At 49.6% G+C, this 14,837-nt stretch carries 16 protein-coding genes; 6 read left to right on the forward strand and 10 right to left on the reverse strand.

The genetic code is table 11. From position 1 onward, the window contains the following. The first annotated feature begins 76 nt into the window (after positions 1-76). Together RIC29_16220 and RIC29_16225 are read left to right on the forward strand one after the other, a co-directional pair. Positions 77-676, forward strand: coding sequence for an NYN domain-containing protein (locus RIC29_16220; GenBank protein ID MEQ8736470.1), 600 nt, complete (start codon positions 77-79; stop codon positions 674-676). Positions 677-678: 2 nt separating this feature from the next. Continuing rightward, complete coding sequence (locus RIC29_16225) at positions 679-1,308, forward strand: uracil-DNA glycosylase (protein MEQ8736471.1); 630 nt, start codon at positions 679-681, stop codon at positions 1,306-1,308. A gap of 20 nt (positions 1,309-1,328) precedes the next feature. Here RIC29_16225 and RIC29_16230 read toward each other — a convergent pair whose 3' ends face one another. After that, a complete protein-coding gene (locus RIC29_16230) occupies positions 1,329-1,880 on the reverse strand; it encodes a glutathione peroxidase (GenBank protein ID MEQ8736472.1) in 552 nt (183 codons plus the stop codon). A 119-nt stretch (positions 1,881-1,999) separates the two neighbouring features. Here RIC29_16230 and RIC29_16235 point away from each other — a divergent pair, with 119 nt between their 5' ends. Beyond that, positions 2,000-3,031, forward strand: a complete 1,032-nt coding sequence (locus RIC29_16235) for a methyltransferase (GenBank protein ID MEQ8736473.1) — start codon at positions 2,000-2,002, stop codon at positions 3,029-3,031. Here RIC29_16235 and RIC29_16240 read toward each other — a convergent pair. The 3 genes from RIC29_16240 to dapA are packed head-to-tail and all read right to left on the reverse strand — an operon-like array spanning position 3,028 to position 5,044. Next, complete coding sequence (locus RIC29_16240) at positions 3,028-3,681, reverse strand: sulfite oxidase-like oxidoreductase (protein ID MEQ8736474.1); 654 nt, start codon at positions 3,679-3,681, stop codon at positions 3,028-3,030. The two genes, RIC29_16235 and RIC29_16240, sit on opposite strands and share 4 nt — an antisense overlap. A 1-nt stretch (position 3,682) precedes the next feature. Further along, a complete protein-coding gene (gene smpB / locus RIC29_16245; protein ID MEQ8736475.1) occupies positions 3,683-4,156 on the reverse strand; it encodes an SsrA-binding protein SmpB in 474 nt (157 codons plus the stop codon). 12 nt (positions 4,157-4,168) lie between these two features. Then, complete coding sequence (gene dapA, locus RIC29_16250; GenBank protein MEQ8736476.1) at positions 4,169-5,044, reverse strand: 4-hydroxy-tetrahydrodipicolinate synthase; 876 nt, start codon at positions 5,042-5,044, stop codon at positions 4,169-4,171. A gap of 176 nt (positions 5,045-5,220) precedes the next feature. Here dapA and RIC29_16255 point away from each other — a divergent pair, with 176 nt between their 5' ends. Further along, positions 5,221-7,326: a lytic transglycosylase domain-containing protein gene (locus tag RIC29_16255; GenBank protein ID MEQ8736477.1), complete on the forward strand. Its 2,106-nt coding sequence runs from the start codon at positions 5,221-5,223 to the stop codon at positions 7,324-7,326. A 101-nt stretch (positions 7,327-7,427) separates the two neighbouring features. On the opposite strand, the gene RIC29_16260 is transcribed toward RIC29_16255, so the two are convergent. Both RIC29_16260 and RIC29_16265 read right to left on the reverse strand, forming a co-directional pair. Continuing rightward, on the reverse strand, positions 7,428-7,859 hold the full coding sequence (locus RIC29_16260; protein ID MEQ8736478.1) for a polymer-forming cytoskeletal protein: 432 nt from the start codon (positions 7,857-7,859) through the stop codon (positions 7,428-7,430). 28 nt (positions 7,860-7,887) lie between these two features. After that, positions 7,888-9,294: a peptidoglycan DD-metalloendopeptidase family protein gene (locus RIC29_16265; protein ID MEQ8736479.1), complete on the reverse strand. Its 1,407-nt coding sequence runs from the start codon at positions 9,292-9,294 to the stop codon at positions 7,888-7,890. A 384-nt stretch (positions 9,295-9,678) separates the two neighbouring features. On the opposite strand from RIC29_16265, the gene RIC29_16270 reads away from it, so the two are divergent. Continuing rightward, the gene (locus RIC29_16270; protein ID MEQ8736480.1) at positions 9,679-10,134 is read left to right on the forward strand and encodes a phosphatidylglycerophosphatase A; all 456 of its coding nucleotides are present in this window, start codon (positions 9,679-9,681) and stop codon (positions 10,132-10,134) included. After that, a complete protein-coding gene (locus RIC29_16275; protein MEQ8736481.1) occupies positions 10,131-10,664 on the forward strand; it encodes a nicotinamide-nucleotide amidohydrolase family protein in 534 nt (177 codons plus the stop codon). Before RIC29_16270 ends, RIC29_16275 begins: the two co-directional genes overlap by 4 nt. Positions 10,665-10,680: 16 nt before the next feature. Here RIC29_16275 and RIC29_16280 read toward each other — a convergent pair whose 3' ends face one another. From RIC29_16280 to RIC29_16295, 4 genes are read right to left on the reverse strand one after another with little or no spacing between them, the layout of a single operon-like run. Then, on the reverse strand, positions 10,681-11,121 hold the full coding sequence (locus RIC29_16280) for a type II toxin-antitoxin system RatA family toxin (protein ID MEQ8736482.1): 441 nt from the start codon (positions 11,119-11,121) through the stop codon (positions 10,681-10,683). 22 nt (positions 11,122-11,143) lie between these two features. Continuing rightward, positions 11,144-12,067: a lipoyl synthase gene (lipA, locus tag RIC29_16285; GenBank protein MEQ8736483.1), complete on the reverse strand. Its 924-nt coding sequence runs from the start codon at positions 12,065-12,067 to the stop codon at positions 11,144-11,146. A gap of 3 nt (positions 12,068-12,070) precedes the next feature. Beyond that, positions 12,071-13,468 carry a dihydrolipoyl dehydrogenase gene (gene lpdA, locus RIC29_16290; GenBank protein MEQ8736484.1) on the reverse strand — a complete coding sequence of 466 codons (1,398 nt, stop codon included), beginning with the start codon at positions 13,466-13,468 and terminating at the stop codon, positions 12,071-12,073. Positions 13,469-13,480: 12 nt separating this feature from the next. Next, a complete protein-coding gene (locus tag RIC29_16295; protein MEQ8736485.1) occupies positions 13,481-14,824 on the reverse strand; it encodes a pyruvate dehydrogenase complex dihydrolipoamide acetyltransferase in 1,344 nt (447 codons plus the stop codon). Between the last annotated feature and the right edge of the window lie 13 nt (positions 14,825-14,837).

Below are 14,837 nucleotides of genomic sequence, written 5' to 3' on the forward strand. Positions count from 1 at the left end.
ATAAATCACTCGCGTTGCATTACAACGCATCCCAAATTCTAACTTTTACACAAAATCCATTTTCCAGGAGACCAGCATGTTATTTTATCCTCACGAACGTATGGCGTTATTTATTGATGGTGCAAATCTTTATGCCGCAGCAAAAGCGCTGGGTTTCGACATTGATTACAGGCGCTTGCTAGAGCTTTTCATAGACAAGGGCCAATTGGTTCGCGCACTGTACTACACAGCGCTCATGGAGGATCAAGATTATTCCCCCATACGCCCCCTGGTCGATTGGCTAGATTACAATGGTTTTACCATGGTCACAAAACCCGCAAAGGAGTTTACAGACCCACAAGGCCGCAGAAAAATTAAAGGCAATATGGACATTGAGCTTGCCGTTGATGTGATGGAAATGGCTGACCATGTTCAACACGTTGTTATTTTTTCTGGAGATGGTGATTTTCGAAGCTTAATTGAAGCCGTTCAGAGGAAGGGAGTCCGTGTCTCAATTGTGAGTACCACCAAATCACAGCCGCCGATGGTGGCAGACGAACTGCGCCGACAAGCTGATAATTTTATCGAACTTGCCACGCTGAAAGACGTGCTCGCGCGCAAATCTCAGCATTCATCAGACAGTGATTCCCCTCCAACCAGCGGTTATGATGATGACTTTGATGAAGACAGCAACTGATTATGACATCCGAATTTGTTGACCCACCCCACGATTGTAACAAATGCCCCAGACTGACGGATTTTCGCACTGCCAACAGAAAGGCTCACCCTGATTGGTTCAACGGACCTGTGCCCGCATTCGGACCAACTGATTGTAAATTGCTGGTTGTCGGGCTTGCGCCGGGACTCCAGGGTGCAAATCGCACAGGCCGGCCTTTTACGGGCGATCATGCCGGCGATCTTCTCTATCCCACACTTATTAAATTTGGATGGGCTAAGGGCATCTATGGTCAATCCATAGATGACGGACTATCTCTAAAGGGGTGTAGAATAACCAATGCTGTTCGGTGCGTGCCACCGCAAAACAAACCCGTCGGCGCAGAGCAAAAAGCCTGCCGGTCTTTTCTGGTTGATGAACTGAACAACTTGCCCGAGTTAACAACCCTCCTTGCCCTTGGCCGTATTGCGCACGAGGCTGTGCTCACGACTTTAGGATTTAAAAAATCTGCATACGCTTTCGCTCATGCAGCACATCATGATCTCGGTGATGGACTTACTTTGGTCGATAGTTATCACTGTTCCAGATACAACCTGAACACGCGCCGACTTACCCCCAAGATGTTTGAGGACGTGTTCAGGTCGATCAGTTAAAGCCGATTCTTTTGAAGCGGTTAGTTGAGGAGTGCAGCTTCGACTGCTCCAATCAACTCTTTGCTCATAGGCTCGACACGACTTGGAAACGCCTCAACCAAAGTCCCGTCCGGTCCGACAAGATACTTATGAAAGTTCCAGCGTGGTACATTTTCATCGCCCTTTACGTCTGCGGCCCACTTGTAAAATGCATGCGCATCACTGCCTTTTACGACTTCTTTTGCAGCCAAGGGAAAGTCGACATCAAAATTGGTTTCACAGAAATCTTTAATTTCTTCCGCAGTGCCGGGTTCTTGCGCACCAAAGTCATTAGACGGCACGCCAAGAACAACCAGTCCTTTGTCTTTATATTCGCTCCACAACGACTGCAGTCCCTCGTACTGTGGCGTATATCCGCAAAATGAGGCTGTGTTCACGATCAGAACCGCTTTGCCTTTGTAGTCAGACAGTGGCAAGGCTCCGCCATCGATAGATGAAAAAGAAAAATCATGTGCCGTCTCAGCCATCGCTGCGACACTCCCAAGTACTGTAAAAAATGAAGTCACAATTGCTGCAAGTGAGATTTTCTTCATGGCTGCCCTGCTCCGTTTCTAATCTGCTGAGGTGTTCGTCTATGATGTTTTTCAATATCGCGGTTTAGAATTAGATACACACTACGTTAGTATGGTCTATCCTGGTTACGGAAAAAAGAGTGGGAGTAGATCACACGATGGATGTTCAAGCTGCTCAATCGACAATCTTGCGCATCACGGGTCAAATTCTCCCGGCACGCTGTATCGCAATCGCAGCAGAACTGGGCATTTCAGACAAACTAGCGCAAAAGCCCATGACGGCAGAAGAACTAGCCAATGCGTGCGGCGTGCACGCTCCCTCGCTTTTTAGATTGCTCAGATTTCTTGCCTCAATTGAGATTTATCACCAAGACAAAACAGGCCATTTTCGGAATACCGACGCTTCTGAAGTGCTGCGGGATGATGTGGCTGGTTCTGTGAGATCTCTGGTCAGAACTGCATGGCAAGATGTCATATGGGAGACCTACAAAGAATTGCCAAAGGCCATGGAAACAGGCCAAACCGCCTTCACACTTGCGCATGGCTCAGCCTTTTTCGACAAGCTAGCCGCCGAGCCAGATTTAGGAACTTTGTTTGATGCGTCTATGGCACTCATGTCGAACGCGGAAAATACCATCATCGCGAATGCTTATCCCTTCGGCGAGTCAACAGATGTGATCGACATCGGGGGTGGACGGGGCGGACTGCTTGCTGAAATTCTCAAACAACACACTAACCTTAAAGGCATCCTGTTCGATCAAAGTCATGTGCTCTCTGACCCACAGTTTATCAGAGATGCAAATTTGATGGACCGCTGCGCCCTAGTCGCTGGAAATTTTTTTAATGACGTTCCTGCTGGCCATGACATTTATCTACTTAAACGCATTTTGCACGACTGGAGTGACAAGGATGCTGTGCGAATTCTGAAGAAAGTGAAAGCCGCGCTTAAACCTGAATCGCGTATCGCTGTAATTGACGCCGTCATTGAGCCCGGAAATGCATCAGATCCAAATAAATATTTGGACGTCGGTATTATGGCATTGCTTGACGGTCGGGAACGAACGGCTGAAGATTTTGAATCTTTGTTTACGCAGGCAGGTTTGCAGGTTCTTAGAATTCTTCCCCCAGTTTCACCATCAACGATGTCTGTTGTTGAGGGGGCGTTGGCTTAAGCGTAACGCTCTTCTTTCCAGGGGTCTCCCACATCGTGATAGCCCCGTGCTTCCCAATAGCCTGGGGCATCTTTATCCATAAAGGTCAGATGCCGAAGCCATTTGGCTGACTTCCAAAAATAAAGTTTGGGAATCACCAAGCGAACAGGGCCGCCATGCTCTCGGCTTAACGGCGTTCCATTCCAGGTATGCGCCAGTAAAACGCCATCATCATCCAGCCAGTTTAAAGGAACATTTGTGGCATACCCGTCATAACTTCTAATCATTACAAAAGCTGCTGTCGCACGCGGTTCAATCTCGGCCAGCAAATGCTTTACACTTACGCCCTTCCATCTGTTGTCATATCTAGACCAGGTGGTGACGCAGTGAATGTCAGACGTAAATTCCACCTGGGGCTGCGCCATTAAATCATCGAAGGTCCATTTAATTGGTCGATCAACCTGCCCCGCAACGGTGAACGACCAATCTTTCGGCAGCATGTTTGGTTGCGAACCAAGATCAAGGACCGGAAAGTCTTTAACCAACCTTTGTCCTGGCGGTAGTCGGTCTTGTTTTGGGCTAGAAACTGAGCCTGTTAACGCCCGTTCGTCACGCGCCCATTGCTCTTTGGTGCGGATCAATTTTTCGTTTTTTGAAGACCTATCCGACACTTTAGCCCCGGTCTCGAAGCACACGCGACTTCTGACGATTCCAATCGCGTTCCTTAATCGTCTGGCGTCGATCTATATCGGTCTTCCCTTTGGCTAGACCAAGTTTAAGTTTCGCGATTCCACGGTCATTAAAATATACCGACAGCGGAACCAACGTCATGCCCTTGCGCGAAACACCTGCCGTCAGCTTGTCAATCTCACGCGCATGCAACAACAACTTCCGTTTCCGACGGGCTTCGTGGCCAAAATGCTTGGCACCTTCATACTCCGGAATATAGGAATTTATCAGGTAGACGCCACCGTCCTCAACTGAGGCATAAGACTCTTGGATGTTGCCTCTTCCCAGACGCAAGGATTTAACCTCTGTCCCCATGAGCATCATTCCCGCTTCAAAAGTTTCCTCGATTTGGTAATCGTGGCGTGCCTTGCGGTTTTGGGCAACTGTGCCCGTGGAGATCCAACCCAACTTTGTCATGAAGCTTTCTATCTATTCAAAAAGACCAGCATCGCGCATGGCTTCTTCAACGCGGGCCCCCCCTTTAGGCGAAAGCGGCACCATAGGAAGACGAACATCGGGGAGACATTTACCAATCAAGCTGCAACCATACTTAACAGGCACTGGATTGGGTTCACAAAAAATGGCTTCGTTTAAAGGATATAAAATATCGCGAATGCGCCAGACATCTTCATACTTTTCATTGCGCCATGCGTCGTGCATCTCGGCATTCAGACGCGGTGCAACGTTGGAAGAAACCGAAATACAACCAAAACCACCCTGGGCCAAATAGGCAACGGCCGATCCATCATCACCAGACAACAAGCAGAATTCTCGCCCTATTTCTATGCGCGTCGCAAGCGGACGGCCCAGATCACCGGTGGCGTCTTTAACCCCGACGATATTAGGGTGCTCTGCCAGCTTAGCCATGGTTTCGACGGTCATGTCGACAACACTCCGCGGCGGAATATTGTAAATAATGATTGGCAGGTCTGCGGAATCTGCAACCGCTTGAAAATGCGCCAACATGCCCGCTTGACTGGGTTTATTATAATACGGCGTCACCACCAAAGCGGCATCAGCCCCCGCTGACGCGGCATGCCTTGTCAGGGCAATCGCCTCTTCGGTCGAATTCGACCCGCTGCCAGCAATAACGGGGATTTTCTCTTTGGCAACTTCGATGCACAGTTCAACCACCCTCTTATGCTCTTCATGACTTAGAGTTGGCGATTCACCCGTGGTTCCGCACGGTACAACCGCATGAGTTCCCTCATCAATTTGCCATTGAACAAAGTCCTGAAACGCCTTCTCATCAATACCACCATCTCTAAATGGGGTAATGAGTGCGGTGATCGAACCAGTAAACATGAAAGCGTACTCCAAGGATGCACGGGACTAGGGCCATATCGTTTATGGTATGCATCAGGCCATCATAAGTGTGGGAACATACCGCCGACATGCAATAGCGGCAAGCAAAGGACTTTAGTTCCGGGACAAGACTTGATAAATTATTGTTTTACAGTCGTTTATGGTGTTTCACGCTAATGACTCTGGTGCTCTATCGTCACATCGCTTTGGCCGCTGGAATGCTCGTCGCTTTAGCCTTGCCCTCTGCCAATTCCTTAAATGCCACCCCTGTTCTCCCGGAGGTCAAGCCGCTTGTTGTAAAACTTACGGTATCCGGGCCCCCAACCGTCCTCCCAACGCGAAAACCCCGCTATTATGGTCCATTCGGTAATGACTATGCGTATCTTCTAAGTCTTGAAGACCGGTCATTATTTGCTCAGGCCCTGTCAGCCGCAAAGTCCCGGCGATGGTCACAAGCAGTCGATTTTGCCAAAAAAATTAAAGAGCCACTAGCTGAGAGCGTCGTAGCCTGGCTGTATTTGCGTCAAACGGGCGCTCGCACTCCGTTCAAGGCTCGAACAGAATTCATTCGTCAGAATTATAATTGGCCGCAAATCGAGAGTATTCGCAGGCGCGCTGAAGAGGTCGCAGACGACGAATCATTATCCACGGCGGAAATTATTAAGTGGTTTGAAGAGTTTCCGGCTCAAACCGGACCAGGGCTAGCGACTCTCGCCATAGCTTACCGAAATGCTGGGCAAGAAAAAAAAGCGATCGAAACCGCCCGTCAAGCATGGCTGACAGGCACCTTCAATCGGTCGCAAGAACGCACTTTTCTGTCAGAATTTGAAGACCTCTTTAAGCAACAAGATCATGCCGCGCGATTGGAACGCCTCCTGTGGGATGGTCACACTAATGGCGCGCAGCGCATGCTTAGGCGTGTGGGTTCAGATTATAGAAGGCTGGCAGAAGCGCGTATCGCGCTCATCGACGATTCGTACGGTGTTGATTCATTTATTGCAAAAGTCCCGGCCGCGCTTCGTGATAACCCAGGGCTCATCTATGACCGCTTGAAATGGCGCCGTAACCGTGGACGTTACGAAAGCGCAGCCGAGCTTATTCATGAGCCGCATCAAGATGCAGAGCGCCCAGAGTTATGGTGGAAGGAACGCCACATTCTGGCACGAGAAGCCTTATCAAATGGTGATGTTACCGAAGCCTATAAAATCGCGTCAGAGCACAAGGCTAGCGATGCTCTGTCAGTCTTTGAGGCGGAATGGCTGGCAGGTTGGATTCAACTCCAGTTTTTAAAAAACCCTGAAGCCGCACTGCCGCACTTTTATCGGGTCTACGACGCTGTCGCTTTTCCTGTCAGTCTGTCACGCGGTGCCTATTGGGTTGGCCGTGCCTTAGAAGATGGCGGAGATATAGAATTAGCAAAAACCTGGTACCAAAAAGCAGCTCTCCATATAACCACCTATTATGGCCAGTTGGCATTAGCAAAATTAACTGGCGACACCTTGCCTCAATTGCCGCTTGACCCTCTTCCGACAACCAGCGAGCGCAATTCTTTCCACGAGAGCCGATTGGCGCGTGTTGCCCGGATGATGGCGGAAGTAGATAATCTTGATTATCTGAGAACATTTGTCCTCGCTGCTGCCAGCGCATCAGACTTTGCCACGGAGCGCCATTTGGCAGCCGAAATGGCCAGCAAATTCAATCGTGAAGACTATGGGGTCTGGGTAGCCAGACGCGCAGCCCAGGATCATATCACCCTGGTTAAGTATGGTTTCCCCGTTCCTAGATTCGAATATCCCAACGTTCCGGAGAAACCCCTACTATTGGCCATCAGCCGACAAGAGAGTAACTTCGATGTTTCGGCGCAAAGCCACGCTGGAGCTCGTGGTTTAATGCAACTCATGCCGGCGACCGCGCGTGCGGTTTCTCGGCAAATCCGCGCGCCTTATGACCGCGATGCACTCACGATTAATCCGGCCTACAATATCGCTTTGGGATCTAAGTATTTGGGGGATCTCATCAATGATTTTGAAGGCTCCTACATTATGGCTATTGCTGGCTATAACGCAGGCCCTAATAGGGTGAAACGATGGGTCAGAGAGTTCGGAGACCCTCGCACAGGAGAAGTGGATCCAATTGATTGGATTGAGCAGATCCCCTTTAATGAAACACGCAACTACGTTCAGCGTGTTATGGAAAACTTGCAAGTTTATCGCGCCGTTCTAGCCAATCAGCAGCAACTGGCACAAACTCTTCCTGATGACCTCAGCCGCTCAGAAAATTAGAACGAAACAAGTCTTACCAAAAAATAAAAAAAGGCAGCGTTTTCTCTGCCCTAATTATTTCGCTATGACTACAGCGCCTTAATCATATCTCAGTAGTATAATTATGAGGCCGCAGCCTGGGGTACGATCTCTGCGTCATGACTTGAGCCATTGGCAGACGTTTTAACGGCGACGGGTTCTGGCTTAGCCGCAGGAGACGGGTCTGCAACAATGCGCTTGCAGTGCCCTTCCATGAAAGCGCCAGGTTCAATAGCCAAACTCTCGTGCTCAATGTCTCCAGACATCTGCGCGGTTGACGCCAAAAACACTGACTTCGCTTTCACTTGGCCTTTAATAGCCCCGTGAATACGAACTGTTTGCGCTGTTACCTCGCCACTGACAGACCCCTTAGTGCCAACAATCAGCGCTTTGCAATTGATGTCACCTTCGACATTGCCATCCACTTGTATCTCTCCATTGCTAGAGAGATTTCCGTGAACGTTAAGGTCGATGCTGATGATCGACGGTACAGATTTCACCTGGCCTTCAGTCATACGTGCGACCTGCCCTTGGGGTTGTCCGTTATTCTTGCTCGAGAACATCGCTTCCCGCTCTCATAAATTTTAACGGGTTCAACTGCTTACCGTTGTGCAGAACCTCCAAATGCAAATGAGGTCCCGTGCTACGTCCACTGTTGCCGAGAAGGCCGATCTCGGTCCCACGACCGATATACTCACCCTTCTCTACCGATATTTTTGCCATATGACCAAAGCGAGACGTGAGCCCCATTCCATGATCAATCTCTACAAACCGACCATAGCGCCCTCGCCAGCCAGCGTAAACAACCTTTCCTTCACCAGGACTGTAGACGGGTGATTTATAAGGTGCCCCAAAATCGAGGCCCAAATGGCGTGCATACGTCCCCGTAAACGGGTCCTTACGGACCCCAAAACCACTGGTAATCCGGTACTTTCTGAGAGGTTTATCAAGCGGCATAACGTCCGTTAAGTTTTGAAGCTCGGTCAAACGCTCCACTTGAAGATTTAATGACACCAAAGAATCATGGAGTGGCCCTTCATCTCCGGCTACTGAATTCAAAGGAATGAACGGTCCACCACTACCAGATTCAGTACGCCGAAACGCCAAGAGTTCGTCCACATCAAGGCCCGTGCTGGAAAGTGATGTTTGAATATGATCGATTTTTTCATCAGCCACTTCAGCAAATCGATGGAAAAGAAGAAGCTGAGTGCTCTCCATTTCGCTCAATTGATCTTCCAATTCAGAAACACGGTTTAAGAGTCCGTCTCGCTCAACAGAAGCCAAATCGCGTTCAATGACCAATTGCCGCAGTTCTAAACTCTTTGGATCAATAAAATCCGTATTCTGGTGGACCTCAGTAACATCTGTCATATCGGACTTGAGATTATCCAACTGATTATGCAGCTCAGTCCGCGCTTCAGCGACACGATGGCGTTCGAGCTCAATGCGTCCGATCGCAACTTCAATTTGCTCTGGATCAGAGGCGAGCCTTTGCTCCTGGCGAGTGAGTTCAGCGTCGGGTTTGCGCTGGCGAGCAGCGGAGGCCAAAGCGCCTTCTGGCGTTTTCAGATCAACGAGAGAAACCTGACGGTCAGCAAGCCCAATCATACGTTCTGTATTCTCGTTCAGTTCATCAGTGATTTCATCTATGCGACGCTTGTAGACCGTCAACTGCGCCAGGAGCTGTTCGTAACCTGAGCGCGCATCTGTAACTTCAATATTCTTGGCGCGAATGCGATCACTATGGCTAACAACGAGGCCAGAACTGACCAGAAGCCATCCACCAACGACTGTGATTAACGAGGCCGTAACAGCCTGACGCATCGTCGTGAGGCGCAGCGTCCGCATGCGTTCTTCAGTACGCAAAATAATTTGACGTTCTGGAAAAAAGCGCTGCAGCCACCTTTGAGCTTTCGAAAGACTTCGATCATGCGGATCAAACTTTGACATGTGCTTCCCCGAGACACGAAAAAAAAATTACGCAGGCCCGACCCCAAGCTCACCGGCCCCGCGTATTTAAGACAAACAACCTCTTAGCCAATACCTGGTTTGCCGCAGGTTTTATATCGGCTTTTCATTAACTCACTATTCTTTTTAATCATAACCGTCTGGTCAAAAAAATCTTAACCAAAGGGCGTAGAAGTAATATCGAATTGGATTGTGGCGATTTTTTCTAGGTTTTTCAAACAGAAAGACGCCTTTTAACCTCAAAAGAACAGTTTGACTCTCAGCTGAATTTTAAGCTTTCTGGTCATTGTCGCGATGTTAAAAGCTGAAATAACCTCGCCAAATGAACCTAAAACTTGAACAGCACCTACATTTAGGCGACCAAGAATGAGAAATATCAACTTAGCGTTGCTATCTTGGTTTGGTTCAGGATACAGCCCAAAAGCCCCTGGAACGGCGGGGTCCTTGGCCGCACTGCCCTTCGCATGGGTTATATCATCATACTTCGGTGCGACTGGTCTGGTGATCGCAGCCATTTTGATAACCCTGGTTGGCTGGGCTGCCGCCGCGGCCACAGAAGAAGCTAAAAAGGATCCGGGCTGGGTTGTCATTGACGAAGTTGCTGGCCAATGGCTGACTCTCTCGATCGTGCCACCTGATATAATACTTTATATCATTGGATTTTTAGCATTTCGGTTTTTTGACATTTTAAAACCTTGGCCTATTCGCACCCTGGAACAGCGTATTCGTGGCGCATTAGGCGTTATGGTAGATGATATCGCTGCCGCGGTTTACGCTGGTATGGTTTTGTACGCGGCGGCTCAGTTAATAGGTGCATCATGACGGCTACGCTGCCCGACGACCTAACCTCGCTTGCAAAAACTGTCATTCAGGAAGCCATTGCTCAAGGTAAAACACTTGCAACAGCAGAATCATGCACAGGTGGACTGATCTCCAGTTGCTTGACGGCGTCTTCAGGATCATCTGCCGCATTTCTCGCCGGCTTTGTAACCTATGCCGATGAGTCTAAATCAAAACTGTTGGGCGTTCCTGCGGATGCGATTAATGAATTCGGAGCTGTCAGTGACGTGGTAGCCGCTGCGATGGCTGAAGGTGCAATCGCGTATACAGATGCTGATCTCGCCGTCGCTGTCACCGGTATTGCGGGCCCCGGTGGTGGCAGTAAAGAAAAACCCGTTGGATTAGTGTTCTTATCGCTCGCGGAGCGCGGCCAAGATGCTGTAATCAAACGGTATGTATTCGCAGGAACTCGCGATGACGTCCGGAGATCTACAATCGGTGCTGCCCTCGAATTGGTTTTAAGCCGACTGCGAGAGATTGAGGAAAAAGAGCCTCCTGACTCAGCAAACTAAAACCGCAAATTGGCGTTTACTTTTTGCTGTAGAGGTCTTCAGCACGTGCCTCGAACGCAGATACCATGCGCCGAACCGCCTCCTCGAACAAAACACCAATGATTTTTTGTAGCATTAGAGAGCGGAATTCAAAGTCGAGATAAAAGTCGACCACACATCCTTTACCGTCCTCGGTCGCACTAAAAGTCCACGAATTTGACAAGTGTTTGAACGGACCATCCTTATAAACAACTTCAACTTTATCTATTGGATTTAAGACCACCCGCGATGAAAACTTTTCGCGGACCATTTTAAACCCAATGGCGAGATCGGCATCGAAACCGTTCTCATAAATTTGCGTTTTTCGACAGGCCACACACCATGGCAAAAATTCAGGGTAGCGTTCTACATCCGCAACAAGCTTATAAACCTGCTCAGGTGAGTAAGGCAGTATACGTTTTTCAGTATGAACGGGCATGGCGAAACGTTGCGTCCAAGCCTTAAACCGCTCGTGCGAGCTTCTTTTCACGGGCCTCGCGCAGACGCTCAAAATCAGCATCCGCATGATAGGAAGAGCGCGTGAGTGGACTCGCCGATACCATCATGAAGCCCTTGGCCCTCGCCATTCTCTCATAGTCGGCAAATTCATCAGGGGTTACAAATCGATCAACGGCAGCATGTCTTGGGGTTGGCTGCAAATACTGACCAATGGTTAGAAAATCAACGTCAGCCGCGCGCAAGTCATCCATCACCTGGAGCACTTCTTCTTTCGCCTCACCCAAGCCAACCATAATACCGGACTTTGTAAAGACGGTCGGCACGACTTCCTTTACACGCTCTAACAACCGTAAGCTGGTGAAGTATCGTGCCCCGGGCCGAATGGTCCGGTATAATCGCGGCACCGTCTCGAGATTATGATTGAAAACGTCAGGATGCGCTTTCGCCACCAAATCAGTTGAACCAAGTTTCTTGCGGAAGTCCGGTGTTAAAACTTCAATGGTTGTTTCCGGGCAAGCTGATTTAATTGCTTCAATAACAGCGACCCAGTGCGCAGCCCCGCCGTCTTCAAGGTCATCACGGTCAACAGACGTAATCACAACATGACGTAGTCCTAATTTGGCGACAGCCTCACCCACGTGCGCTGGTTCATCGGCATCAATCTTGCCGGGCTTACCAGTCTTAATATTGCAGAAGGCACAGGCCCGCGTGCAAATATCGCCAAGGATCATCATGGTCGCATGTTTTTGCGTCCAGCATTCCCCGATGTTGGGACAGGCGGCTTCTTCACAAACGGTGTTTAAGTTCAAGTCTCGCATCAGTTTGCGTGTCTCGGCATAGGCCGGAGACGTCGGGGCCTTTACCCGCAACCAATCTGGTTTCGGGACACGGGGTTGCGGCGTTTTTAGGGGCGTGATCTTGGTCATAACTTAGATATGGATAACCCGGTCGTAAGCATCAAGAACTGATTCATGCATCATCTCAGAAAGAGTTGGATGCGGGAATACGGTTTCCATAAGCTCTTTCTCGGTCGTCTCCAAGGTTTTTGCAATCGCATATCCCTGAATCAGCTCGGTTACTTCAGCGCCAATCATATGCGCCCCAAGCAGTTCGCCCGTGTCCGCATCAAAAACCGTTTTAATCAGGCCCTGGTCATCACCCAGGGCAATGGCTTTACCATTCCCGATAAAGGGGAAGCGGCCGACACGAACCTTGTGTCCCGCCTCTTTGGCTTTCGCCTCCGTCAGACCAACGCTGGCCACTTGCGGATGACAGTACGTGCAGCCCGGAATGCGCGATGTATCAAGCGGGTGCGGAGACATCCCGGCGATTTTCTCAACACAGATCACACCTTCATGACTGGCTTTATGCGCCAACCAGGGTGGCCCGGTAAGATCGCCGATGGCATACACACCTGGCTCATCCGTCTCGCTGTATGGACCGGTCACCACGTGCGTTTTTTCGACTTTGACGTTTGATTTCTCCAAACCAAGGTCTTCAACATTGCCGACAATACCAACAGCTAAAATCACGCGATCAACCGTCAGAGATTCCGTTTTTCCACCAGCCTCAATACTGGCCGTCACGTTGCCCTTGCCCGTCTTTAGGCTTTTAACTGATGCGCCGGTCATGATCTTCATGCCCTGCTTCTTAAACGCCTTAAGTGCAAACGCTGAAATCTCTTCATCTTCCACCGGCAGCACACGGTCCATGACCTCGACCACCGTCACATCGACACCCAAGGTGCGATAGAAACTGGCAAACTCAATGCCAATTGCGCCAGAGCCAATCACCAGCATCGACTTTGGCATACTTTCCGGAATCATTGCCTCTTTATAAGTCCAAATCAGTTTCCCGTCCGACTCTAATCCCGGCAATGTCCGCGCGCGCGCGCCGGTTGCCAGCACGATATGCTTTGCGCTCAAAGTTGCGGAAAGCTTACCGTCTTTCGTCACGCTGATTTTGCCTTTTCCAGCCAAGGCACCTTGCCCGTCAAAGACCTCTATCTTATTCTTCTTCATCAGCATACCGACGCCACCGGATAGCTTGCCGGCCACTTTACGTGAACGCTCGACGATCTTTTTTACATCGAAGCTGACATCTTTGACCGAAAGGCCAAAATCCTCGGCATGCTTGATCAGATGATAAACCTCTGAGGTCCGCAACAACGCCTTTGTTGGAATACAACCCCAATTGAGGCAGATGCCGCCAAGGTGCTCGCGTTCAACGACAGCGGTCTTCAGGCCAAGTTGTGCACCACGAATTGCCGTGACATAACCACCAGGGCCACCACCAACGACAACCAGATCAAAGTTTTTATCAGCCATATCAATCGCCCTCTACAGCAACAATTTCAGGGGATCTTCAATTAGCGGCTTAAAGGCTGCGAGGAACTCAGCACCAACCGCGCCATCAACAATGCGGTGGTCGCACGACAACGTGCACGACATAACAGTTGCCACGGCCAACGCACCATCTTTAACAACTGGGCGCTGCTCTCCGGCCCCAACAGCCAGGATTGCGCTTTGTGGTGGATTGATGATCGCGGAAAATTCCTTGATGCCATACATACCCAGATTAGAAATTGAGAACCCGCCCCCTTGGAATTCTTCAGGTTTGAGCTTGTTGTCACGCGCCCGGGCCGCCAATTCCTTCATCTCGTTAGACAAAGTCGATAAGCCTTTTTGATCGGCATTGCGGATGATCGGGGTGATTAAACCGCCATCAGTGGCAACAGCAACAGACACATCAACATTATCGTAGAGACGGATAGCTTCATCTGTCCACGTACCATTCACCATGGGTACTTTACTCATGGCCATCGCGCTGGCCTTGATCACAAAGTCATTCACCGACAGTTTATAATCTGCGCCATCGCGCCCATTCAGATCTTTACGCAAGGCCAGCAAGTCATCAATGATGCACTCAATTGTCAGATAGAAATGCGGAACCGATTGCTTAGACTGCAGCAGACGCTTGGCGATGATCTTGCGCACCGATGAATTTTCTTTGGTCGTGTAAGATTGACCGTAATCAGGCACGTCGCCAGCTGCAGAAGAAATACTGGTTGGCGCGGCTGGTGCTTTGGCACTCGATTTTTCTGCTCCGCCGGACATAGCTTTCTCAACATCCGTCTTCACAATACGCCCGTTTGGACCACTCCCGGAAATTGACGACAGTTCGATGCCTGCATTTTCTGCAATACGCTTGGCCAACGGACTCGCGAACACCCTGTCGCCCGATTTATCATGATCCGATTTTGGTTTTTTCGACGGAACCTCAGATTTGGCTGACTGTTTGCTCTTTGTTGGTTCTGAGTCTTTTTCCTCAGACTCTTTCTTGGCGGGTTTAGAGGAGGAGTCTGACGACTTATCTGACGACTTATCTGACGACTTAGAGGATGCATCAGAAGACGAATCATCCATGTTACTTTCATCTTCTCCTTCTTCTAGGAGAATACCAATAGGCTTGTTCACTTCGACGTTTTCAGCACCAGCCTCTACAAGGATTTTACCAATCTTACCCTCGTCGACGGCTTCGAGCTCCATCGTTGCTTTGTCTGTTTCAATCTCGGCGATGATGTCACCTGATGAAACTTCGTCGCCTTCTTTAACCAACCATTTGGCAAGCTTGCCCTCGGTCATTGTTGGCGACAAAGCCGGCATTAAAATCTGAATAGGCATATCTTATGTCCTC

It is taken from the genome of Rhodospirillaceae bacterium (genome assembly GCA_040219235.1).
Lineage (GTDB): Bacteria > Pseudomonadota > Alphaproteobacteria > Rhodospirillales > Rhodospirillaceae > WLXB01.

Coding starts and splice junctions, on each gene's coding strand:
- RIC29_16220 (MEQ8736470.1), top strand. CDS start 77: ATGTTATTTTATCCTCACGAACGTATGGCGTTATTTATTGATGGTGCA.
- RIC29_16225 (MEQ8736471.1), top strand. CDS start 679: ATGACATCCGAATTTGTTGACCCACCCCACGATTGTAACAAATGCCCC.
- RIC29_16230 (MEQ8736472.1), bottom strand. CDS start 1,880: ATGAAGAAAATCTCACTTGCAGCAATTGTGACTTCATTTTTTACAGTA.
- smpB (MEQ8736475.1), bottom strand. CDS start 4,156: ATGACAAAGTTGGGTTGGATCTCCACGGGCACAGTTGCCCAAAACCGC.
- dapA (MEQ8736476.1), bottom strand. CDS start 5,044: ATGTTTACTGGTTCGATCACCGCACTCATTACCCCATTTAGAGATGGT.
- RIC29_16255 (MEQ8736477.1), top strand. CDS start 5,221: ATGACTCTGGTGCTCTATCGTCACATCGCTTTGGCCGCTGGAATGCTC.
- RIC29_16260 (MEQ8736478.1), bottom strand. CDS start 7,859: ATGACTGAAGGCCAGGTGAAATCTGTACCGTCGATCATCAGCATCGAC.
- RIC29_16265 (MEQ8736479.1), bottom strand. CDS start 9,294: ATGTCAAAGTTTGATCCGCATGATCGAAGTCTTTCGAAAGCTCAAAGG.
- RIC29_16270 (MEQ8736480.1), top strand. CDS start 9,679: ATGAGAAATATCAACTTAGCGTTGCTATCTTGGTTTGGTTCAGGATAC.
- RIC29_16275 (MEQ8736481.1), top strand. CDS start 10,131: ATGACGGCTACGCTGCCCGACGACCTAACCTCGCTTGCAAAAACTGTC.
- RIC29_16280 (MEQ8736482.1), bottom strand. CDS start 11,121: ATGCCCGTTCATACTGAAAAACGTATACTGCCTTACTCACCTGAGCAG.
- lipA (MEQ8736483.1), bottom strand. CDS start 12,067: ATGACCAAGATCACGCCCCTAAAAACGCCGCAACCCCGTGTCCCGAAA.
- lpdA (MEQ8736484.1), bottom strand. CDS start 13,468: ATGGCTGATAAAAACTTTGATCTGGTTGTCGTTGGTGGTGGCCCTGGT.
- RIC29_16295 (MEQ8736485.1), bottom strand. CDS start 14,824: ATGCCTATTCAGATTTTAATGCCGGCTTTGTCGCCAACAATGACCGAG.